Below are 21,773 nucleotides of genomic sequence, written 5' to 3'. Positions count from 1 at the left end.
CCATGCATCTCGTCGCCGGCGAAATGGAGCGGATCGACGACGGCGGCAGCGCCGTCGATCTCGACCAGTCGCCCGGCGACGTCATCATCCTCTCGGCCGCCGACACGGAGCTCGCCGCCTTCGCGGCGGCGTATGCTTCCGCGCCGGAGGGACCGTCGCTGCGCCTCGCCAATCTGATGCAGCTGACGCACCCCTATTCGGTCGATCTCTATCTCGAGAAGACGGTCGGGCAGGCGAAGCTCGTCTTCATCCGCATGATGGGCGGCGTCGGCTACTGGCCGTACGGGCTGGAGGCGATCCGCGCGCTTTCTCGCGCCGGCGGACCCGAGATCGTCGTGGTGCCCGGCGAGGATCGCTGGGATCCGGCGCTCGAGGCCTACACGACCGTCGCCCCCGAGATCGCCCAAAAACTCTGGCGCTATTGCGCCGAGGGCGGCGCGATCAATGTCGGTCGGGCGCTGGCCTATCTCCGGCATGTCATCGGCGCCGGCGACGCGCCGCCGGAGCCGCAGGTGCTGCCCGAGGTCGGCTTCTACCGGCCGGGCGAGGGCGTCGTCACGGAGGCGCTGCGGCCCGAGGACGCCGATCGGCCCGTCGCGTTGCTCACCTTCTACCGTTCAGTCATTCCCGGCGGCTCGACCGAGCCGATCGACGCCATGGTCGAGGCGCTCGACCGGGAGGGGATTTCGACCGTCGCGATCTTCGCCTCCAGCCTCAAGAACGAGGCAGCGGCATCGTTCATCGAGCAGGCTTTCGAAGACCTTCGGCCCGCCATCGTCCTCAACGCCACCGCCTTCGCCATCTCGCGTCCCGGCCGTCCGCACGAGCCGACCGTGCTCGACCGCGCCGGCAGGCCGGTTCTGCAACTCGTCTTCGCCGGCACCAGCCGCGAGGCGTGGCTGGAATCGAGCCGGGGCCTCGGGCCGCGCGACCTGATCATGAACGTCGTCCTCCCCGAGGTGGACGGCCGAATTCTCACGCGCGCCGTTTCCTTCAAGGAAGAGCTCGCAGGCGGCGGCCCCGCCGACAGCCGCATCCTCGTCTATCGCGCCGACTGTGAACGCGTCGCTTTCGTCGCGGCGCAGGCGGCGAACTGGGTGCGGCTCGCGGCGAAGGAGCCCGCCGACCGCAACATCGCGCTCGTCCTTTCCAATTATCCCGACCGCGACGGCCGTCTCGCCAATGGCGTCGGCCTCGACACGCCGGAAAGCGCGGCGCGGATCGCGGCCGCCATGAAGTCGGCCGGCTATAGTCTCTCCGGCTTCCCGGAGACGGGCAGGGCGCTGATGGAACTTCTGCTCGCCGGCCCGACCAACGCGCTGGCGAAGCGGGCGGAGCTGAAGCAAGAACCCTCACCCAACCCTCTCCCGCAAGCGGGCGAGGGCTTTCTTCCTTCACCTCTCCCTGAGGGAGAGGTCGGCCCGAAGGGCCGGGTGAGGGTTTACGAACTATCCGAAGAGGGCTCGAACGCGACATCGGGTGTGGCGACCGGCGAGGGGATGTGGCCCTCTCCGGATCCTTCCCTAAACCCTCACCCGCCGGCTGCGCCGTCGACCTCTCCCTCAGGGAGAGGTGAAGGGGCGGCTGGCTCCCCAGCGGGGAGCCAGAGCATCGAAGGCGCCTCCCTTTCCCTCGCCGATTACCGCGCTTTTCACGATGGGCTGCCGTCATCCGTGCGCGACGGGCTCGCCGAACGCTGGGGCGCGCCGGAGGCCGATCCGTTCTTCGCCGAGGGCGCCTTCCGGCTCGCCATTCATCGCTTCGGCAACGTCGTCGTCGGCATCCAGCCGGCGCGCGGCTACGGCATCGATCCCAAGGCGACCTATCACGATCCCGACCTCGTGCCGCCGCACCACTATCTCGCGTTTCATGCGTGGCTCAGGACGCAATTCTACGTCGATGCCATCGTGCATGTCGGCAAGCACGGCAATCTCGAATGGCTTCCCGGCAAGGCGCTCGGCCTGTCGGATTCCTGTTGGCCGGAAGTCGTGCTCGGGCCGACGCCGCTGATCTATCCCTTCATCGTCAACGATCCCGGCGAGGGCGCGCAGGCGAAGCGCCGCGCCTCGGCAGTCGTCGTCGACCATCTCATGCCGGCGCTGTCACGCGCCGAGGCGCATGGCGCCTTCGCCGAGATCGAGACGCTGATCGACGAATACCATCTGGCGCTCGGCGCCGATCCGCGCCGGCGCGACCATCTCGAACGCGAGATCTTCGACCAGGCGGTGCGCCACGGCATCGACCGCGACCTTGGTATCGGCCGCGACGCCGATTCTGGCAGCGCGCTGCGCGCCATCGACGCGCATCTCTGCGAGATCAAGGAACTGCAGATCCGCGACGGGCTGCACATCTTCGGCAGCAGCCCGGTGGACGGGCACCGCCTCGACACGCTCGTCGCTATCGCCCGCGTGCCGCGCTCCGGCGGCCGCGCCGAAGATGCGTCGCTGCATCGCGCGCTCGCTGCCGATCTCGGTCTCGACAGCTTTGACCCGCTCGCCTGCGATCTCTCCGCCGACTGGGAGGGCGTTCGCCCCGGCGCGCTCGCCAGCCTGACCGACGCGCCCTGGCGCACGAATGGCGACACGGTCGAGCGGATCGAAATGCTGGCGAAGCGTTCGGTCGGGATTGTCCTTCTCCCTCCCCCTTGTGGGGAGGGCTGGGGAGGGGGAGCGCCGGGCCTGGGACTTCCGCTCGACAAGGCGCTCCATTCGGATGGGCTCCCCCCACTCCAACTCTCCCCCACAAGGGGGGAGAGAGCTCCGCTTGAGCCCGGCCCTGCCGCCGCGCCCGTCCTCGACTGGATCGCCCGCGAACTCGCGCCGGCGCTCGACCGCTGCGGGACGGAAGAGATCGCCGCCGTGCTGACGGCGCTCGATGGCCGATTTGTCGCGCCCGGCCCCTCCGGCGCGCCGTCGCGCGGCCGGCCGGACGTGCTGCCGACGGGCCGGAACTTCTATTCGGTCGACACCCGCGCCGTGCCGACCGCCTCCGCCTGGCGGATCGGCAAGGTGGCCGCCGAGGCGCTCGTGCTGCGCTACATGCAGGACGAGGGAGAGTGGCCGCGCTCCGTGGCGATATCCGCCTGGGGCACGGCCAACATGCGCACCGGCGGCGACGACATCGCGCAGGTGCTGGCGCTGATCGGCGCCGAACCGGTCTGGGAGGCCGGCACCGGCCGCGTCACCGGCTTTCGCATCCTGACCCTCTCCGAGCTGAAGCGGCCGCGCGTCGACGTCACTTTGCGCATCTCCGGCATGTTCCGCGACGCCTTCCCGGAACAGATCGACCTGATCGATTCCGCCATCCGCGCCGTCGCCGCACGCGAAGAGCCGGCCGATGCCAACCCGATCGCGGCCGCCCATGGCGCGGGCCAGGACCTCGCCCGCATCTTCGGCTCGAAGCCCGGTTCCTATGGCGCCGGCCTGCAGGCGATGATCGACGAGAGAGTCTGGGACACGCGCGGCGATCTTGCAGAGTCCTTCCTCGCCTGGTCGAGCTTCGCCTATGGCGGCGGCGCCGAGGGCGAGGCGGCGGGCGATCGCCTACGCGAACGGCTCGCTTCTGCCGACGCCGTCCTGCACAACCAGGACAATCGCGAGCACGACATCCTCGACAGCGACGACTACTACCAGTTCCAGGGCGGCTTGGCGGCGACGATCGAGACGCTGAAGGGCACGGCGCCCCGCCTCTATCACGGCGATCATTCCCGACCCGAGACGCCCGTCGTGCGGCCGCTGGCGGAGGAGATCGGCCGCGTCGTGCGCGGACGCGCCATCAACCCGAAATGGATCGCCGGCTGCATGCGGCACGGCTACAAGGGCGCCTTCGAGATGGCGGCGACGCTCGACTATCTCTTTGCCTTCGCCGCGACGACCCACGCCGTCGGCGACCACCATTTCGACGCCCTCTACGACGCCTATATGGTCGATGACGAGGTTCGCGACTTCATCGCCGACGTGAACGCCCCGGCGCTTGCCGAGATGGCGGACCGTTTTCTCGAAGCCATGGAGCGCGGCCTCTGGTCGCCGCGTGCCAACAGCGCCTATGAACGGCTGGCAGCGCTCGCCGCCCGCCGCGACGCCCGAAAGGAATTCGCATGACCGCCGAGATGACCGAAGACGAACTGAACGCCCGTCACGCGGAGAAGATGCGCAAGAAGAAGGTCGTGCGCGACAAGATCCTCGCCTCGAAGAACGTCGAGAAGGGGCTCGTCATCGTCCATACGGGCAAGGGCAAGGGCAAGTCGACCGCCGCCTTCGGCATGGCGTTTCGCTCGCTCGGCCACGGCCTGCCGGTCGGCGTCGTCCAGTTCGTCAAGGGGGCGATCGACACGGGCGAGCGCATGGCGCTGGAGCGCTTCGGCGACCTCGTCTCGATCAACCGGCTCGGCGAGGGCTTCACCTGGGAGACGCAGGACCGCCAGCGCGACATCGCCGCCGCCCGCCATGCCTGGGATACGGCGAAGGAGCTGATCAAGAGCGGCGCCTATCACCTGGTGCTGCTCGACGAGCTCAACATCGTGCTGCGCTACGACTATCTGCCGGTCGACGAGGTGGTCCAGTTCCTGACGACGGAGAAGCCGGCCGACGTGCATGTGGTCATCACCGGCCGCAACGCGCCCGAGGCGTTGATCGAGATCGCCGATCTCGTCACCGAGATGGAGCTGATCAAGCACCCGTTCCGCTCCGGCGTGAAGGCGCAGCAGGGCATCGAGTTCTGAGGCTTGCGAGCCGCGCAGCGGGATAAGGCGCCATGACCGCCGCCATCATGTTCCAGGGCACCGGCTCGAATGTCGGCAAGTCGGTGCTCGTCGCCGGACTGGCGCGACTCTACGCCCGGCGCGGCATCCGCGTCGCGCCGTTCAAGCCGCAGAACATGTCGAACAACGCCGCCGTCACGGTGGATGGCGGCGAGATCGGCCGCGCCCAGGCGCTGCAGGCGCGCGCCGCCGGCCTCGCGCCGAGCGTGCACATGAACCCGGTGCTGTTGAAGCCCGAGAGCGACACCGGTGCGCAGATCATCCTGCAGGGCCGCCGTTTCGGCACCATGCGGGCGCGCGAATATGGCAAGCGCAAGGGCGAGCTGCTGCCGAGCATCCTCGACAGTTTCGAGCGGCTGAAGCGCGAAGCTGACCTGATCCTCGTCGAAGGGGCCGGCAGCCCGGCCGAGATCAACCTGCGCGCTGGCGACATCGCCAATATGGGCTTCGCCGAGGCCGCCGATTTGCCGGTGATCCTGATCGGCGACATCGACCGCGGCGGCGTCATCGCCAGCCTCGTCGGAACGCGCGCCGTGCTGCCGCAGGCCGACCGGGAGCGGATCAAGGCCTTCCTCGTCAACAAGATGCGCGGCGATGCGAGCCTGTTCGACGCCGGCGTCGCCGCGATCCGCGCCGCGACCGGCTGGCCGTCGCTGGGCGTCGTGCCGTGGTTCGCTGAGGCGCACCGCCTGCCGGCAGAGGACATCCTCGATCTCGCCGGCGACGCGGCAAAGCCCGGCACGCTGACCATCGCCGTGCCGGTGCTGCCGCGCATGGCCAATTTCGACGACCTCGACCCGCTGACGCAGGAGCCCGGCGTCTCGGTCGTCCTCGTCCGCCCGGGCGAGCCTATCCCCGTCTCGGACGTGGTGCTGATCCCGGGCTCGAAATCGACCATCGCCGACCTCGCCTTCGTGCGCGAGCAGGGCTGGGACATAGACATTCTGGCGCACCGGCGGCGCGGAGGCAGGGTCATCGGCCTCTGCGGCGGCTACCAGATGCTGGGGCGGATCATCGCGGATCCCGAGGGGCTCGAAGGCCCGCCGGGCAGCGTGCCGGGCCTCGGCCTGCTCGATGTCGAGACGTTGCTCGCCCCCGACAAGACGACCGCGCCTTTCTCCGGCCGCGACGTGGAGACGGGCCTCGCCGTCTCGGGCTACGAAATCCATCTCGGCCGTACCGACGGGCCGGATCGCGCGCGTCCCTGGCTGGAGCGCGACGGCGCCGGCGAGGGCGCCATTTCAACGGATGGCCGCGTGCGCGGCAGCTATGTGCACGGCCTCTTCTCGGACGACGGATTCCGCCGCTCATTCCTGACGAAGATCGGCGCGCAACCCTCTGACCTGCAATACGAATCGGAAGTCGACCGTACGCTCGACCGGCTCGCCGATCACCTCGAGGCGCATGTCGAGACCGAGGCGATCCTCAGGTATGCAGGTATAGCCAGACGATAAGCGTCAGGATGGCGCCGCCTGCCGTCGCGACCTTGAGGATCTTGAGGGCGCGCCCGATGTCGCCCGGGCCTGCCTCGTGCCGTCCGGCGTCGTTCAGATAGGGATCGTCGACGACGCGCTCGCCATAGCGGCGCGGCCCGGCGAGCGCGATGCCGAGCGCGCCTGCCATGGCGGCTTCCGGCCAACCGGCATTAGGCGAGCGATGCTTTCGCGCGTCGTCCAGCATCACCATGAAGGATTGCTTGATCGTGCCGTCGACGAAGGGCGCCGCCATGGCGACGAGGAACCCGGCGAGCCGGCTGGCCGGCAGATTGACGAGATCGTCGAGCCGCGCCGCCGCCCAGCCGAACGCCTCGTGCCGGGCCGAGCGGTGGCCGATCATCGAATCCGCCGTGTTGAGCATCTTGTAGGCGAAGAGGCCAGGCAGGCCGAGCACGGCGAACCAGAACGCCGGCGCCACGACGCCGTCCGAAAAATTCTCGGCCGTCGATTCGATCGCGGCGCGGGTGATCCCAGCACGATCGAGGCTCTCCGGATCGCGGCCGACGATCATCGAAACCGCTTGGCGCGGGGCCGTCAGGTCCTCGCCGTGGAAGGCGTCTCGCACGCGCGCCACATGCTGGTAGAGGCTGCGGCTGGCGAGGAACACCGACGCAATGACGGGGATCAGCACGATCCCGTAGGGGATCCGGGCGAGCAGCCGTTCGATCAGCACGCCCGCGAACCAGGCGATGGCAACGATGGCGACCACCACGCCGACGCCGGCCAGCCGACGCAGGGCGGCGCCGGCCGTGTCTCGATTGAGCGTGCGATCCAGAAACCCGATCAGCGCGCCGAACCACGTCACCGGATGCGGCAGGCGGCGCCAAATCCAGTCGGGGTCGCCGACGAGTGCGTCGATGCCGATCGCGGCGATGAGCAGGAGCAGGCGGATGTCGAAGGGAAATTCGGTCATGCGGCGATGGCGGTCATGATTGCCCGAGGCGGGCGCGCTCGGCCGCCAGCGTGTCGATCGCCTCGGGAAGCGACGGCCCGGCGCAGATCGTCAGGCGTCCGGGTAGCGTGATGCGGCGGTCGGCGGGATAGAGCGCGTTGAGCGCTGGGTGGGCGAGCAGGGCGCTGCCCTGGTCGGCCGCGACGACCTGCGGGTCCGCCATGACCAGATAGTCCGGACGGCCGGTGACGAGTTTTTCCAGCGGCACGAACCCGCCAGTCTTGCCGGCGAGCCGGCCACCCATGTCGTCGAAGCCGACGAGGCGCATCAGTTCGGCGGTCAGCGTGTTCTGGCCGGTGACATAGCCGCGCCGCTGATAGACGGCGGCCGTCGGCCGGTCGGCAGGGGCCGCACTGGCAGCACGGCCGCGGGCCGCCTCGATCTGCGCGATCAGGTCCGCGCCGCGTTCGGGATGGCCGAGCAGGGCGGCGACGTCGCGAATCTGGGCGATCGAATCGTCGATCGTCTTCACCGTGTCTAGCTCGACCACCTTGTAGCCGAGCCGTTTCAGCAGCGAGCGCGTCTCGCGCTTGGTGAAACGGCCGGCGAAGACGAGGTCGGGCTGTCGGCGGAGGACGGTCTCGGCCGGGCCGGCGTCATGCGGATAGGCCTTCGCCCGCTCGGCCAGGTAGGAATAGGCGGGATCGGTGGCGTAGACCGAGAGCGCCGCGATCTGGCCGGGATCGGCGAGCGCGAGCAGCAGCTGATCCGCGCAGGCGTTGATCGAGACGATCCGCTGCGGCGGAGCCGAATCCTCGGCGGAAAGCGGGGCAAAGGTCGCCAGCATCATGGGCCCGGCCAGCGTCGCCGCCGCCAGAAAAGCTCCCAACCTGTTGACCCATGTGCGCATTCCCGCGCTCCCGCTTGCGGAGACCAGAGGTCTCGTCTACCGCTTCTGAAGCGAACGGCAAAGCCGCCTCGCGGGACCCGGTACACAAAGGTGACGGGTGCGATGACCAGATCGATCCAAACGAGGTCTGCCTGATGAAGTTTTCCGGACGGCGCCGGGGGCGCGCCGCTCTTTCCCTCCTCGCGTCCTTTCCCGTCATTTTGAGCGCAACCGCGCCGCGCGCGGAGCAGCTCGACGACATCGTCGTCACGGCCTATCGCGGCGCGACCGACATCGAGAAATCCGGCAGCGCGATCACGGTCATCCCGGGTGACAAGATCAACAACGCCTCGCCGGGGTCGCTGGCCGATGTGCTGCGCCAGGTGCCGGGCCTGACGGTGGTCCAGTCCGGCGGACCCGGCGGCACCACCGAGGTCAGCATTCGCGGCGCCGAAGCCGGTCACACGCTGGTGCTGATCGACGGCGTCCGGGTCAACGATCCCGCCAGCTCCCGCAACATCTTCGATTTCGCCGTCTTCTCGCCGACTGATATCGAGCGCATCGAGGTGCTGCGCGGCCCGCAGAGCGCGCTCTACGGTTCCGACGCGATGGGCGGCGTTGTCAACATCATCACCCGCAAGCGGACCGGAACCTTTTCCGCGACCGTCGGCGCCGAGGCCGGCAGCTACGGCACGGTGGCCGGCAACGCCGCGGCAGGTGGCAGCGTCGGCCCCGTCAGCCTCTCGGTCAGCGGCACGGCCTTCCATTCCGACGGCTTTTCGCGCGTCGGCGACCGCGACCATGGCGAGGCCGATTCGACGCGGAAATTCGCCGGCACCGCGCGCGGCAGCTATGAATCCGGCGAAGGGCAGGGCTTCAGCTTCGGCGTCACCGCCTATCGCCAGGAATCGGAGGTCGACAAGGGCTCCAAGCCGACCGACGACCTGCCCGGCTACGAGCGGGACCGCGACGTCGTCTCCGGCTTCGGCCGCTTCGACTTCGAGGCGTTCGACGGCAAGCTCGCCAACCAGATCAACTTCTTCGGCGCGGAGACGACGAGCGCCTATATGGAGGCGCTGCCGCGCACGACGGATTCCCGTGGCACGAACTACGGCGTCGAGTATCAGAGCACGCTCGACATGGACCAGGCGGGCACGCTGATCTGGGGTGCGCGCGCCGAGAAGGAGGCGGGTGTCCAGAGCGTCCACACCGCCACCACCGACAAGACGAGCTTCGACGACGAGCGCACGCTGCTGGCCCTGTTCGCGCTGCAGCAGTTCACCCTGTTCGACCGGCTGAACCTCTCCTTCGGCGGCCGCTATGACGAGGACGTCGACGGGCAGGGCTTCCTGACCGGGCGGGCGACGGCCGCCTACCTGATCGACCAGACCGGCACCAAGCTGCGCGGCAGCTTCGGCAACGCCGCCAAGCGGCCGACCATGTTCCAGCTCTTCGACGCGCAATACGGCAATCCGGATCTCGTCGACGAAGAGAGCTGGGGCGGCGATATCGGCATCGATCAGGAACTGTTGGACGGCCGGCTGATCTTCTCGGCCACCGGTTTCTACAACCGCTTCACCAATCTGATCGATTATTCGCTGGCGTTCTCGAAATACTTCAACGTCTCCAGCGCCGAGACGAGCGGCCTGGAATTCTCCGCCGAGGCGGTGCTCGTGCCCTCGGTGCTGAGGGCGACGGTCACCTACACCTATCTCGACGCGACCAATCTCGAAACCGACCTTCCGCTCGCGCGGCGGCCGGAGAACAGCGGCTCGGCCACGCTGACCTATACGGGCATCGAGAACTTCGAGTTCGGCGTAACGGCGCTCTTTGTCGGCGAGCGTTTCAACGACGCCAAGACGGCCGCGGCCGGCACGCCGCTCGAGGGCTACACCAAGATCGACCTGAACGCGTCCTACCGGCTCAATCCGCAGACGACGCTCTACGGCCGGATCGAAAACCTGACCGACGTCGTCTATGAGGACGCCTTCGGCTACAACAATGCGGGCCTTTCCGCCTATGCCGGATTGAGATGGACGCATTGACCGCAGCACGGCCGGACTTGTTGAAGCGAGGGGCGGCGAGCCGCCTCCTCGTGCCCGGCCTCGCTGCGCTCGTCGTCGTCCTGTTCCTGCTGTCGCTCGGCGTCGGCCCCGTCGTGCTGCCGCTCCGAGCCGTCATCGATGGCTTGTTCGGCACCGGCGACGAGGCGGCGCGGCTCATCGTTCGCGAGATCCGGCTGCCGCGCGCCATCCTGGCGGTGGCAATCGGCTTCTCGCTCGGGCTCGCCGGCGCGTCGCTGCAGGGGCTGCTGCGCAATCCGCTCGCGTCGCCCTCGCTGTTCGGCGCGCCGTCGGCCGCCGCCTTCGGCGCCGTGCTCGTCATCGCCTTCGGCGTGTTCGATGCGCTGTCCTATTTCCTGCCGATCGCCGCCATGCTCGGGGCGCTGCTCTCAGTAGGGTTGCTACTGCTCATCGCCGGGCCGCGCGCCAGCTTGCTGGTGATCATTCTTGCCGGCCTCGCCATTTCGAGCCTTGCTGGCGCCGCAACCTCTCTGGCCCTCAACCTCGCGCCAAATCCCTTCGCAGCGCTGGAGATCGCCTTCTGGCTGCTCGGCTCGCTGGAAGACCGCAGCATGCAGCACGTGATGATCGCGCTGCCGTTCATCGTCGCCGGCTCGGTGCTACTCTTCGTCGACGGCGCCGCCTTCCGGGCGCTGACGCTCGGCGAGGACGCCGCCGCGAGCCTCGGCATCCGCCTGAACCGAGTGCGCCTGCGCGTCGTCCTCGGCGTGGCGCTCGCGGTCGGCGGCGGCGTCGCGGTCGCTGGCACGATCGGCTTCGTCGGCCTGGTGGCGCCGCATCTGGTGCGGCCCTTCGTGCGGCACGATCCGGCCCGGCTGATGTGGCCTGCGGCGCTGGCTGGCGCGGCGCTGCTCACGGCGGCAGATATCCTCGTCCGCATCATCCCGGCGCAGAACGAGATCAAGGTCGGCGTCGTCACGGCGCTGATCGGTGCGCCGCTCTTCATCGTGCTGGTGTTCCGCCACCGCCGCGGCCTGACCGGGGAGGTGGGCTGATGGCGCCGCTCCTTCGCGCGGAAAAGGTCGGCGCGACGCTCGGCCGTCGCACCATCCTGGAGGGCGTCGATCTCGCCGTCGCGGCTGGCGAGCTGGTCGTGGTGATCGGTCCGAATGGCGCCGGCAAGACGACGCTGGTGCGGCGCCTCGCTGGCCTGCTGGACGGCGCCGGCGCGATCTATCTCGACGAACACCGAGTCGAGACGATTGCACCGCGTCTCCGCGCCAAGCGCGTCGGCTACCTGCCGCAGGGCCATGTCTTTCACTGGCCGCTCGCCGTCGCCGACGTCGTGGCGCTCGGCCGCATCCCGCATGCGAGCGGCGCCTCGGAGCTCGGCGAGAGCGACCGCGAGGCGGTGCTGCAAGCCTTGGAAGCGACCGGAACCCTGCCGCTCGCCGAACGCACCGTCACGACGCTTTCTGGCGGCGAGCGGGCCCGCGTCGCGCTGGCGCGCGTTCTGGCCGGTGCGCCGGACCTGATCCTGGCCGACGAGCCGGTCGCGGCGCTCGACGTCCGTTACCAGTTCGTCGTCCTCGACCTTTTGCGCGAGCGGGCGAGGGCGGGCGCCGCCGTCATCGCCGTGCTGCACGATCTTTCGCTCGCGGCGCGCTATGCCGACCGCGTCCTGCTGGTCGATGACGGCCGCATCGTGGCCGAAGGCGCGCCGACCGCCGTCATCACGCACGAGAACCTCGCCGCGACCTTCGGCATCCACGCCGAGATCGAGGCACGCGACGGTCATCTGGTGGTCACGCCGCTGGGCGCGAACTAGCGCGCTTCCGGGAGCGCGGCCGCGAGGCGATCGAACTGGTCGTCCGCCGGTAGGCCGAAGCGGATGCGGCCCGGCTGGTCGTCGAAGATTCGGGTCCAGACGCCCTGCCGCGCCAGGGATTCATGCAGGCTGACGGCATCGGGGGCGACGGCGAGCTGGAACAGATCGGTGCCGCCCGCGATCCCGAGCCCCGCCGCCGTGAGAATCCCGACCAGCCGCTCGCGCCCGCTGCGGAGCCGCGCGCGAGCGGTTGCCTGCCAGTCGGTGTCCGCCAGGGCCCGGCGACCGAGACGGATCGCCGTTCCCGAGACAGGCCAGTCGCCAACCAGTCGCCCAAGCCGCGCGATGACGTCCGCGTCGCCGAGGGCAAACCCGAGGCGGAGCCCGGCCAGTCCGTAGAACTTGCCGAACGAGCGCAGCACGACGATCGGCTCGCCCGCGAGATGGGGAAGGACGCTCCCCTCGGGCTCGAGATCGGCGAAGGCCTCGTCGACGACGAGCAGGCCGCCCACGGTCGCGAGCCGCGCGGCCATCGCGAGCAGCGCGCCCGGCGTAAGGCGCCGGCCGTCCGGATTGTTCGGATTGACGACGACGACGACCCGGCTATCGGCCGAAATGGCGTCCAGCGCTTTCGCGACGCGGACATCGCGGCCGCCGTCGCGCCACGCCTCGGCATGACCCGAATAGGTGGGGCCGAGGATGGTGACGGGGCCTGGTGGAGCCAGCAGGGGAAGCAGGCGGAGCGCCAGATCGGTGCCCGGCACCGCCGTGACGGCCACGTTCCGCTGCGCGCCATAGGCGTCGCGCGCCACCTCGGTCAGGGTCGCCAGCTCGGCGGGGTCCGGCAGGCGGTGAAGCTCGGTCTCCAGACCGTCGAGGACGGGATAGGGATGCGAGTTGATGCCGGTGGAGAGATCGAGCCAGCCGCCGACCGCCACTCCATGGCGCTCCGACGCTGCCGCAAGCGCGCCACCGTGACGGGGAAAGAGGATCGGATCATCCAACATGTCTGTCTTATCGGGCCACCCGCCCCGGGATGCAATCAACAGCCATCAGCGCCCGCGGCCGAAGGCCCGGGACGTTCCGCATTGTGCTGGGGGGAGGTGTTGAAGAACACCATTCAAGTCCTTGATTCCGATCGATCAATCCTGATTTGTGACCAGGAGGCGCCATGCGCCGGACTAAGAAGAGTGGAGGCCTCGCCCGGAATCGAACCGGGATGCAAGGATTTGCAGTCCTCTGCGTAACCATTCCGCCACGAGGCCCTCGGGTTGGGGATGTAGCGGTAAGGGCGGGGGTTAGGCAAGCGCTATTCCTCCGCATCCACGACTTAAGCACAGCCGCTGCCAAGATGCCGCGCCGCCCCTGGCCTCCTGCGGCGCCGCGCCCCGCCGGGACGGCTTGTCACCTCAACGAACCCCCGGTATTGGATGGCTCATTGCCACATGATGATGAAGGGTCCCGGATCATGGTCGATTACGCCAAGGCGCGAACCACGATGGTGGACTGCCAGATTCGCACCATCGACGTGACCGAGTACGACGTGCTCGACGCGTTCGGCGCGGTGCCGCGCGAGGCCTTCGTGCCCGAGCATCTGAAGCCGCTCGCCTATATCGATGAAGACATCCTGGTTTCCGCCGATGGCGCCGCGGCGCGCTACGTGATGGAAGCGGGCCCGCTGGCCAAGCTGATCCAGCTCGCCGAAGTGACCGCGACCGACCGCGTTCTCGATATCGGCGCCGCCACGGGCTATTCGTCGGCGCTGCTCGCCCGCCTCGCCGGATCGGTTGTCGCGCTCGAATCGGACGAGGCGCTGGCCGCGGCCGCCAAGGCCAACCTCGCCGGGCTCGGCATCGACAATGTCGAGGTCGTCGTCGGCCCGCTGACCGAAGGATGCCCCGCCAAGGCGCCCTTCGACGTCATTCTCATCCAGGGCGCCGTCGAGGTGATTCCGGAGGCGCTGCTGGCGCAGATCGGCGAGGGCGGTCGAATCATTGCCGTCATGGGCGCTCACGGCCTGTCCGATCGGGCGACCGTCTACACGCGTTCCGGCGGTTCCGTCAGCGGCCGGCCGGCCTTCAACACCCATGTCCGTCCGCTGCCCGGCTTCAGCCGGCCCAAGACCTTCGTTTTCTGATTTTCCTTTGATTTCAAGGAATTAGAGGAAACGCTCGTCAATCCGCCCGCAACGTCCCCTGTGACTTTCCGGTCGCACGGGACGCCTTAATGACCTCGATTGGCGGCGGCGCCATTTGACGGTCACCCCGCCTGGCGTAGATTGACGATGAATTGTCCGACGGTGGACGTCCGGTAGGGGGGCGTCGCCTCGCAACGCCGAGGTCTTGAACGTGGTGTTTTCCCGGGTCTATCTGGCAACCGTAGCTCTGGCTGCGGTTATCGTAGCTGCCCCCTCAGTCCAGGCTGATACCCTGACGTCTGCGCTGTCGCAGACCTACAACAACAATCCGACGCTGAACGCGATGCGCGCCCAGCTGCGCGCTACCGACGAAAACGTGCCGCAGGCCCTGTCGGGCTACCGTCCGGTGCTGACGGCGAACGCGTTCATCGGGCCGTCCTATACCCGTGGACGCACATCGCCCCTGTCGCCGGTCGCATCGTCGACGACATGGGGACGCGGCGTCGGCCTCACCATCGAACAGCCGCTGTTCCGCGGCTTTCGCACGCAGAACGCGGTGAAGCAGGCGGAATCGTCGGTTCTGGCCGGCCGCGAGCTCCTGCGCTCGACGGAACAGGACGTGCTGCTCGACGCGGTCGCGGCCTATACCAACGTCATCGAGCAGATGGGCATCGTCAGTCTGCGCCAGCAGAACATCGCCTTCCTGCAGGAACAACAGCGCGCGGCGGCCGACCGGCTGAAGGTCGGCGAGGGCACGCGCACCGACCTCGCCCAGACCGAGGCGGCGCTGAGCCAGGGCCAGACGGCCTATGACGTCGCGGTCGCGGACCTGAACTCCGCCAAGGCGACCTATCTCCAGATCATCGGCGTCGCGCCGAAGAACCTGTCGTCGCCGCCGGTCAATGTGCGCCTGCTGCCGAAGTCGCCGCAGGCGGCCGTTTCGGCCGGCCAGTCGCGCCATCCCGCGATCCGCGCGGCGAGCTACAATGTCGATACCGCCGCCTTCAACGTGAAGGTGATCGAGGGCCAGCTGCTGCCGACCGTGTCGCTGCAGGGCAACCTTGCGCATCAAGACGATTCGTCGGTGACCGGATCCTGGGGCAACTCCGCCTCGATCGTCGCCAATCTGAGCGTCCCGATCTACGAGGGTGGCGTCGTCTACTCGCAGACCCGCCAGGCCAAGGAAACGCTCGGCCAGCGCCGCATCGAACTCGATTCGGCCCGTGACCAGGTGCGCGCCGCCGCGGTGTCCGCCTATGGCCAGCTCGAGGCGGCGCGCGCGTCGATTACCTCGGCCCAGGAGCAGATCCGCGCCTCGCAGCTCGCGCTCGAAGGCGTCATCGAGGAGCAGAAGGTCGGCCAGCGCACGACGCTCGACGTGCTGAACCAGCAGCAGTCGCTGCTGCAGGCGCGCGAGACGCTGCTGCTCGCCCAGCGCGCGCAGGTGTTCGCCTCCTTCACGCTGCTGGCGACGGCCGGCGGCCTCTCGGCCGAGAATCTTGGCCTGGCCGTCCAGCGCTACGAGCCGAAGCAGCACTACCAGGCGGTCCGCGACAAGTGGATCGGCCTGCGCACGCCGGACGGTCGGTAAGCGAGCACCCGCCGGGGGAAAAGCGACCGACCTTGTTCCGGCCGGTCGCCGATTTCGCTAGCCTGACCGCCGAAATCGCATGCGTATCAAGGCGATTCGGTAATGTCTGCGGGGTGTGGGGTGGCGATGGCCAAGGTCAGTGCGGCGCAAGAGCCTTCGATGGAAGAGATTCTCGCCTCGATTCGCCGAATCATCTCCGAGGATGAGGCCGGCATCACGCCGATCAAGCCCGTGGAGCCCGAAGCGCCGGCCGCCAAGCTGCCGAGCGTTTCCGTTTCCGCCGCCGACATCGACGCGCTGTTCAGCGCCCGCGTCCAGGAAATTTCCGCCCTGGAGCCGAAGGTGCAGGCGCCCCCGCCGGTGATCGAGCCGGTGCGGCCCGAGCCGGTACGCAGCGAACAGCCCCGCATCGAGCCTGCGCGTTCGGAGGTAGCGCCGCCGCCAGCCGCTCCGGCCCTGGCGGAGCCGCGCATGCTGCGGGCTTCGCTGCCGCCGATCCCCGAACCGCGCCGCGCGACGTCCCCGGTCGAGAAGCCTGCGCCGCAGCGCAGCGTTGAAGATGCTGCGCCTGCCGCACCGCTGGTTTCGGCCGCGACGGACGCCGTGGTGAGCGCGGCCTTCGGCGATCTCGCCAACACGGTTCTCTCCAACAACGCGCGCACCATCGACGATCTCGTCCGCGAGATGTTGCGGCCGATGCTGAAGACTTGGCTCGACACCAACCTGCCGCCGCTGGTGGAGCGTCTGGTGCGCGAGGAAATCGAACGGCTCTCGCGCCGCCGCTGATCGCTCGGCTGGCAATCGCCGCCGCGCGACGCCATATCTCGGCCGACAATCGCGACGATGCCGCGCCGACCTGGGCCACTGTGTCAGGTGGCGCGGTTGACTCATTCCCGGCCATCCGATTTACAGCAGTTCACATTCCTCATCCGGAAACGGTCATGCTCGACAAGAATTACGACGCGGCCGCGGTCGAGCCGCGCATCTATGAAACTTGGGAAGGCAAGGGTGCCTTCAAGGCCGGCGCTGGCGCGAAGCCCGGCGCGGCGCCATTCTCGATCGTGATTCCGCCGCCGAACGTGACCGGCTCGCTGCATATGGGCCACGCGCTCAACAACACGCTGCAGGACGTTCTCGTCCGCTTCGAGCGCATGCGCGGCAAGGACGTTCTCTGGCAGGTCGGTCTCGACCATGCCGGCATCGCGACGCAGATGGTGGTCGAGCGGCAGATGGCCGAGCGCCAGGAGCCGAACCGCCGCGATATCGGCCGCGACGCCTTCGTCGAGAAGGTCTGGAAGTGGAAGGGCGAATCCGGTGGCACGATCATCGGTCAGCTGAAGCGCCTCGGCGCCTCGGCCGACTGGTCGCGCGAGCGCTTCACCATGGACGAGGGCCTGTCGAAGGCCGTCCTCAAGGTGTTCGTCGAGCTCTATCGCGGCGGCCTGATCTACAAGGACAAGCGCCTCGTCAACTGGGACCCGAAGCTCGAGACCGCGATCTCGGACCTCGAGGTTCTGCAGGTCGAGACCAAGGGCAAGCTGTATCACTTCCGCTATCCGATCGAGGGCAAGACCTTCGATCCGGACGACGCGACGACCTACATCACCGTCGCGACGACGCGACCGGAGACGATGCTGGGCGACACGGCCGTCGCGGTCCATCCGGAAGATGAGCGCTACCAGGCCTTCGTCGCCGCGGGGGCGCATGCGATCCTGCCGCTCGTCGGCCGGCGCATCCCGATCGTCGCCGACGAATACTCCGATCCCGAGAAGGGTTCCGGCGCGGTCAAGATCACGCCGGCGCACGACTTCAACGATTTCGAGGTCGGCAAGCGGCACACGTTGCCGATGATCTCGGTGCTCGACCGCCAGGCCAACATCACCATCGCCGGCAATGCCGAGTTCCTCGAGGGGCTGGCGACGACCGCCGCGCTCTCCGACACCATCACCGCGCTCGACGGCCTCGATCGCTTCGCCGCCCGCAACGCCGTCGTCGCGATGCTGGAGGAGCAGGGCTATCTCGCCGAGATCGAGGATCACGGCCACACCGTGCCGCATGGCGATCGCGGCGGCGTGCCGATCGAGCCGTTCCTGACCGAACAGTGGTATGTCGACGCGCATACGCTGGCGCAGCCGGCGATCGCCTCGGTGCGCGAAGGTCGGACCGACTTCGTCCCGAAGAACTGGGAAAAGACCTATTTCGAGTGGATGGAGAACATCCAGCCCTGGTGCATCTCGCGCCAGCTGTGGTGGGGTCATCAGATCCCGGCCTGGTACGGCCCGGACGGCAAGGTGTTCGTCGCCTATGACGAGGACGAGGCCGAGCAGCTCGCGGCGGAGCATTATGGCGCGGCGACGAAGCTGACGCGCGACGAGGACGTGCTCGACACGTGGTTCTCGTCGGCGCTGTGGCCGTTCTCGACGCTCGGCTGGCCCGACCGCACCAACGAGCTCGCGCGCTACTATCCGACCAGCGTGCTGATCACCGGTTTCGACATCATCTTCTTCTGGGTCGCCCGGATGATGATGATGGGCCTCTATTTCATGAAGGACGAGAACGGCACGCCGGTCGAGCCCTTCAAGGACGTCTACATCCACGCCCTCGTCCGTGACGAGAAGGGCGCCAAGATGTCGAAGTCGAAGGGCAACGTCATCGATCCGCTCAGCCTCATCGACGAGTACGGCGCCGACGCGCTGCGTTTCACGCTGACGGCCATGGCCGCGCAGGGCCGCGACATCAAGCTGGCGACGAGCCGCGTCGAGGGCTATCGCAACTTCGCGACCAAGCTCTGGAACGCCTCGCGCTTCGCCGAGATGAACGGCGCCACGCGCAACGGGGATTTCGACCCGACGACGGCCAAGGAGCGGCTCAACCGCTGGATCGTCACCGAGACGACGCGCACGGCGCGCGCCGTGACGGAGGCGCTGGAGGCCTATCGCTTCAACGATGCCGCCAACGCGCTCTACAGGTTCGTCTGGAACTCGTTCTGCGACTGGTATCTCGAGCTCGTGAAGCCGGTTCTGAACGGCGAGGACGAGGCCGCCAAGGCCGAGACCCGCGCCACGATCGGCTGGACGCTCGACCGCATCGTCACGCTGCTGCACCCCTTCATGCCCTTCATCACCGAAGAGCTGTGGGACCGCACCGCCGACGAGGGATCGAGCCGCGACAGCCTGCTGGTCCTGACCGACTGGCCGGTGCTCGATTTCGAGGACGAGGCCGCGGCCGCCGAGATCAACTGGCTCGTCGACCTGATCTCGTCAGTTCGGTCGGTGCGCTCGGAGATCAACGTGCCGCCCGGCGCCATGGTGCCGCTCGTCATCGTCGGCGCCTCGGCCGAGACCTCGGCGCGGCTCGCGACGCATGACACGCTGATCAAGCGCCTCGCGCGTGCTTCCGAGATCACGAGCGCCGACGCGCCGCCGAAGGGCGCCGTGCAGACGGTGCTCGGCGAGGCGACGATTGCCCTGCCGCTCGCCGGCGTCATCGACCTCGATGCCGAGCGCGCCCGCCTTGGCAAGGAGCTCGACAAGGCGGCGAAGGAAATCGGCAAGATCGAGGCCAAGCTCGGCAACGAGAACTTCGTCTCTCGCGCGCCGGAAGAGGTCATCGAGGAGCAGCGCGAGCGTCTTGCCGAGGCGCAGGAGCTGACGAGCAAGATCAAGGCCGCGCTCGAGCGCCTGAAGGACTGAGGCACGTCTTTTCCGACGGCTGGATTGAGGAGGGCCCGCGACATCGTCGCGGGCCCTTTTGTTTATTGGGCCACGTCATCAAGCGTAAGAGGAAGAGGGTGTCTCCTACACCTCTCCCCGAGGAGACCCTTGCAAAGTGCCAATCCCACGATGTTCAGATGCTGCGAGGATATGCTGATCAGGCCGTGCCGGCCTCCGCCGTCATCCCGGCGAAGGCCGGAAACCAGACGCACAGGCCCTCGGTCGATTGGGTGGACTAAGCTTTCTTGGCCTATGTTTATGGGCCCCGGCCTTCGCCGGGGCGACGGCCTTATTCTGAGAGGTCCCTAAGCTCTCCGGAGGTCTGACCGCGCCCGAGAGGTGAAGAAGGCCTGGGATCGAAGGCAAACGAAAAAGGCCCGCGACAGTGTCGCGGGCCTTTTGATTCTCGCTGATTGGGAAAGGCTCAGCCTTCCGAGCGGTCGCGCTTCTTGAAGCCGGGCTTGCCGCCCTTGAAACCGGGCTTGCCGCCTGGCTTGAAGCCGGGGCGGAACGGCTTCTTGCCGGCGCCTTCCGGACGCGGACCACGCTTGCCGCCGCCACCGGCCGGCGCGCCATCGGCCGGCTCGATGCGGATCTCTTCCTCGCCGCCGCGGCGCAGCGCCACCGTGAATCGCTCTGCCGCGTCGGCGGCGATCTCGAAGCGGGTGTCGCGCTCGAAGATCTTGATCGCGCCGATCTCGTTCTTGGTGACATGGCCGCGCCGGCAGATCAGCGGCAGCAGCCATTTCGGGTCGGCATTCTTCGAGTGCCCGACGCTCATGCGGAACCAGACCATGTCCTGCTGCGGCCGCTCGGGACGGTCGCCCGGACCGCCCTCCGGCCACTGGCCGTCGCGATCGCGCGGGGCGCGGGGGCCGCGCTCCCGCGGCGCGTCGCCGTAACGATCATTGCGCTCGCCGCGCTCATGGCGGCTGGGCTTGCCGTCACGCGGCGCGCGGCGGTCCTGCTGCGGGCCGGGATCGAACAGATCCTCGGGCGAGGGCAGGCGGGCGCGATGCATCCGGATCAGCGCCGCCGCGATCTCCTCGGCGGAGCGCTGGCCAACCAGCTCGCGGACCAGCACAGCATCTTCCTCGGATGCGGGCTCGACGCGCAGCAGCGCCTCGAGGAGCCGCTCCTGGTCCTTGGCGCGAACCTCGTCGGCGGACGGGGCTGCGGTCCAATAGGCGTCGACGCCGGCGGCGTTGATCAGGCGAAGCGCCTTGGCGCGATTCGTGTAGGGCACGAGCATGGCCGAGACGCCCTTGCGGCCGGCGCGGCCCGTACGGCCGGAACGGTGCAGCAGCACGGCGGGGCCGGTCGGCAGCTCGGCGTGGATGACGAGGCCGAGGTCGGGCAGGTCGAGGCCGCGGGCGGCGACGTCGGTGGCGACGCAGACGCGGGCACGGCCGTCACGCAGCGCCTGCAGCGCATGCATGCGCTCGGTCTGGCTGAGTTCGCCGGAAAGCGCCACCACCTGGAAGCCACGCTCCTGCAGGCCGGCATGGACGCGCTTCACCGATTCGCGCGTCGAGCAGAAGACGAGCGCCGCCGGCTGGTCATAGAAGCGCAGCACGTTGACGACGGCGAGGTCGATCTCGTTCGGCGCGACGCGGAACGCACGGTACTCGATGTCGCCATGCGGCTGGCTCTGGTCGATCGTGTCGATGCGCATGGCATCGCGCTGATACTGCTTGGCCAGGCGGACGATCTCGCGCGGCAGCGTTGCCGAGAACAGCAGCGTGCGGCGCTCCTGCGGGGCGGCGTCGAGGATGAGCTCGAGATCCTCGCGGAAACCGAGGTCGAGCATCTCGTCGGCCTCGTCGAGCACGACGACCTTGAGCTTGGAGATGTCGAGGCGGCCACGCTCGAGGTGATCGCGCAGGCGGCCGGGCGTGCCGACAACGATATGGGCGCCCATGTCGAGCGCGCGCGCCTCGCGGCGCACGTCCATGCCGCCGACGCAGGACGCGATCTTCACGCCGGTCGGACCGTAGAGCCAGGTGAGCTCGCGCTGGACCTGGAGAGCCAGTTCGCGGGTCGGCGCGATGACGAGCGCCAGCGGCTCGGTCGCCGGGCCGAACTGCTCTTCCATGCCGAGAAGCGTGGTCGAGAAGGCGAGGCCGTAAGCGACGGTCTTGCCGGAGCCGGTCTGGGCCGAGACGAGCAGGTCACGCTCGCCGACCTCGGGAGCGACGACGGCGGCCTGGACGGGGGTGAGCGAGTCATAGCCCTTGTCCGCGATGGCGCGGGCGAGGGCGGGATTCTGGACGAGTGATGCCATGGAGGGGCGAAGCCTGAAACTGGAGAAGCACTCCGGGTCGCGAACGGGTAGATCGCGAGCGGTGAATGGTTCATGCGGAATGCGAGTTGTGTCTCCCATACCCCGGACGCGAGCGATAGCCAAGGATTCTCTATGGTCCATGCCGTCGCACAGAGGTGAT

General features: G+C 68.4%; 14 protein-coding genes and 1 tRNA gene. 10 read left to right on the top strand and 5 right to left on the bottom strand.

Annotated features, from left to right (window positions below; genetic code table 11):
* Nucleotides 1-2 precede the first annotated feature (2 nt).
* The 3 genes from cobN to G539_RS0102170 are packed head-to-tail and all read left to right on the top strand — an operon-like array spanning nucleotide 3 to nucleotide 6,213.
* Nucleotides 3-4,100 carry a cobaltochelatase subunit CobN gene (gene cobN / locus G539_RS0102180; RefSeq protein ID WP_029073745.1) on the top strand — a complete coding sequence of 1,366 codons (4,098 nt, stop codon included), beginning with the start codon at nucleotides 3-5 and terminating at the stop codon, nucleotides 4,098-4,100.
* Complete coding sequence (gene cobO, locus G539_RS0102175) at nucleotides 4,097-4,720, top strand: cob(I)yrinic acid a,c-diamide adenosyltransferase (protein ID WP_035829852.1); 624 nt, start codon at nucleotides 4,097-4,099, stop codon at nucleotides 4,718-4,720. The genes cobN and cobO overlap by 4 nt, the downstream gene beginning before the upstream one ends.
* Nucleotides 4,721-4,752: 32 nt before the next feature.
* Entirely contained in the window at nucleotides 4,753-6,213 is a 1,461-nt protein-coding gene (locus tag G539_RS0102170; protein WP_029073743.1) for a cobyric acid synthase, read from the top strand.
* Here G539_RS0102170 and cbiB read toward each other — a convergent pair.
* The gene (gene cbiB, locus G539_RS0102165) at nucleotides 6,185-7,168 is read right to left on the bottom strand and encodes an adenosylcobinamide-phosphate synthase CbiB (protein WP_029073742.1); all 984 of its coding nucleotides are present in this window, start codon (nucleotides 7,166-7,168) and stop codon (nucleotides 6,185-6,187) included. The two genes, G539_RS0102170 and cbiB, sit on opposite strands and share 29 nt — an antisense overlap.
* A gap of 13 nt (nucleotides 7,169-7,181) precedes the next feature.
* Nucleotides 7,182-8,057, bottom strand: coding sequence for an ABC transporter substrate-binding protein (locus tag G539_RS0102160; protein WP_084639829.1), 876 nt, complete (start codon nucleotides 8,055-8,057; stop codon nucleotides 7,182-7,184).
* A 134-nt stretch (nucleotides 8,058-8,191) separates the two neighbouring features.
* Here G539_RS0102160 and G539_RS0102155 point away from each other — a divergent pair, with 134 nt between their 5' ends.
* Genes G539_RS0102155 through G539_RS0102145 form a run of 3 tightly spaced genes read left to right on the top strand, consistent with a single transcriptional unit; the run spans nucleotide 8,192 to nucleotide 11,888 of the window.
* Nucleotides 8,192-10,081, top strand: a complete 1,890-nt coding sequence (locus tag G539_RS0102155) for a TonB-dependent receptor plug domain-containing protein (protein ID WP_169516604.1) — start codon at nucleotides 8,192-8,194, stop codon at nucleotides 10,079-10,081.
* Nucleotides 10,069-11,115: a FecCD family ABC transporter permease gene (locus G539_RS0102150; RefSeq protein ID WP_210162776.1), complete on the top strand. Its 1,047-nt coding sequence runs from the start codon at nucleotides 10,069-10,071 to the stop codon at nucleotides 11,113-11,115. Before G539_RS0102155 ends, G539_RS0102150 begins: the two co-directional genes overlap by 13 nt.
* On the top strand, nucleotides 11,115-11,888 hold the full coding sequence (locus G539_RS0102145; protein ID WP_029073738.1) for an ABC transporter ATP-binding protein: 774 nt from the start codon (nucleotides 11,115-11,117) through the stop codon (nucleotides 11,886-11,888). The genes G539_RS0102150 and G539_RS0102145 overlap by 1 nt, the downstream gene beginning before the upstream one ends.
* Here G539_RS0102145 and cobD read toward each other — a convergent pair.
* A complete protein-coding gene (gene cobD / locus G539_RS0102140; protein WP_035829846.1) occupies nucleotides 11,885-12,895 on the bottom strand; it encodes a threonine-phosphate decarboxylase CobD in 1,011 nt (336 codons plus the stop codon). The two genes, G539_RS0102145 and cobD, sit on opposite strands and share 4 nt — an antisense overlap.
* A gap of 184 nt (nucleotides 12,896-13,079) precedes the next feature.
* Nucleotides 13,080-13,153, bottom strand: a tRNA-Cys gene (locus tag G539_RS0102135).
* Nucleotides 13,154-13,356: 203 nt separating this feature from the next.
* Here G539_RS0102135 and G539_RS0102130 point away from each other — a divergent pair.
* The 4 genes from G539_RS0102130 (at nucleotide 13,357) to G539_RS0102115 (ending at nucleotide 19,308) form a co-directional block, all read left to right on the top strand.
* Entirely contained in the window at nucleotides 13,357-14,025 is a 669-nt protein-coding gene (locus tag G539_RS0102130) for a protein-L-isoaspartate O-methyltransferase family protein (protein WP_029073736.1), read from the top strand.
* A 211-nt stretch (nucleotides 14,026-14,236) separates the two neighbouring features.
* Nucleotides 14,237-15,616, top strand: a complete 1,380-nt coding sequence (locus tag G539_RS0102125; RefSeq protein ID WP_245576780.1) for a TolC family outer membrane protein — start codon at nucleotides 14,237-14,239, stop codon at nucleotides 15,614-15,616.
* A 159-nt stretch (nucleotides 15,617-15,775) separates the two neighbouring features.
* The gene (locus G539_RS0102120) at nucleotides 15,776-16,402 is read left to right on the top strand and encodes a DUF2497 domain-containing protein (RefSeq protein WP_029073734.1); all 627 of its coding nucleotides are present in this window, start codon (nucleotides 15,776-15,778) and stop codon (nucleotides 16,400-16,402) included.
* Between the two features lie 155 nt (nucleotides 16,403-16,557).
* Entirely contained in the window at nucleotides 16,558-19,308 is a 2,751-nt protein-coding gene (locus G539_RS0102115) for a valine--tRNA ligase (protein ID WP_029073733.1), read from the top strand.
* A 445-nt stretch (nucleotides 19,309-19,753) separates the two neighbouring features.
* On the opposite strand, the gene G539_RS0102110 is transcribed toward G539_RS0102115, so the two are convergent.
* Nucleotides 19,754-21,613: a DEAD/DEAH box helicase gene (locus G539_RS0102110; RefSeq protein WP_029073732.1), complete on the bottom strand. Its 1,860-nt coding sequence runs from the start codon at nucleotides 21,611-21,613 to the stop codon at nucleotides 19,754-19,756.
* Nucleotides 21,614-21,773 lie beyond the last annotated feature (160 nt).

The sequence above is a fragment of the Kaistia adipata DSM 17808 genome (genome assembly GCF_000423225.1).
GTDB lineage: Bacteria > Pseudomonadota > Alphaproteobacteria > Rhizobiales > Kaistiaceae > Kaistia > Kaistia adipata.
Note: the sequence above shows the minus strand (reverse complement) of the source record. Positions and strands in the feature narration are given on the sequence as shown.

Excerpts from the sequence above, each read along its gene's own strand:
- cobN (WP_029073745.1), top strand. The coding sequence starts at position 3 with ATGCATCTCGTCGCCGGCGAAATGGAGCGGATCGACGACGGCGGCAGC.
- cobO (WP_035829852.1), top strand. The coding sequence starts at position 4,097 with ATGACCGCCGAGATGACCGAAGACGAACTGAACGCCCGTCACGCGGAG.
- G539_RS0102170 (WP_029073743.1), top strand. The coding sequence starts at position 4,753 with ATGACCGCCGCCATCATGTTCCAGGGCACCGGCTCGAATGTCGGCAAG.
- cbiB (WP_029073742.1), bottom strand. The coding sequence starts at position 7,168 with ATGACCGAATTTCCCTTCGACATCCGCCTGCTCCTGCTCATCGCCGCG.
- G539_RS0102160 (WP_084639829.1), bottom strand. The coding sequence starts at position 8,057 with ATGCGCACATGGGTCAACAGGTTGGGAGCTTTTCTGGCGGCGGCGACG.
- G539_RS0102155 (WP_169516604.1), top strand. The coding sequence starts at position 8,192 with ATGAAGTTTTCCGGACGGCGCCGGGGGCGCGCCGCTCTTTCCCTCCTC.
- G539_RS0102150 (WP_210162776.1), top strand. The coding sequence starts at position 10,069 with ATGGACGCATTGACCGCAGCACGGCCGGACTTGTTGAAGCGAGGGGCG.
- G539_RS0102145 (WP_029073738.1), top strand. The coding sequence starts at position 11,115 with ATGGCGCCGCTCCTTCGCGCGGAAAAGGTCGGCGCGACGCTCGGCCGT.
- cobD (WP_035829846.1), bottom strand. The coding sequence starts at position 12,895 with ATGTTGGATGATCCGATCCTCTTTCCCCGTCACGGTGGCGCGCTTGCG.
- G539_RS0102130 (WP_029073736.1), top strand. The coding sequence starts at position 13,357 with ATGGTCGATTACGCCAAGGCGCGAACCACGATGGTGGACTGCCAGATT.
- G539_RS0102120 (WP_029073734.1), top strand. The coding sequence starts at position 15,776 with ATGGAAGAGATTCTCGCCTCGATTCGCCGAATCATCTCCGAGGATGAG.
- G539_RS0102115 (WP_029073733.1), top strand. The coding sequence starts at position 16,558 with ATGCTCGACAAGAATTACGACGCGGCCGCGGTCGAGCCGCGCATCTAT.
- G539_RS0102110 (WP_029073732.1), bottom strand. The coding sequence starts at position 21,613 with ATGGCATCACTCGTCCAGAATCCCGCCCTCGCCCGCGCCATCGCGGAC.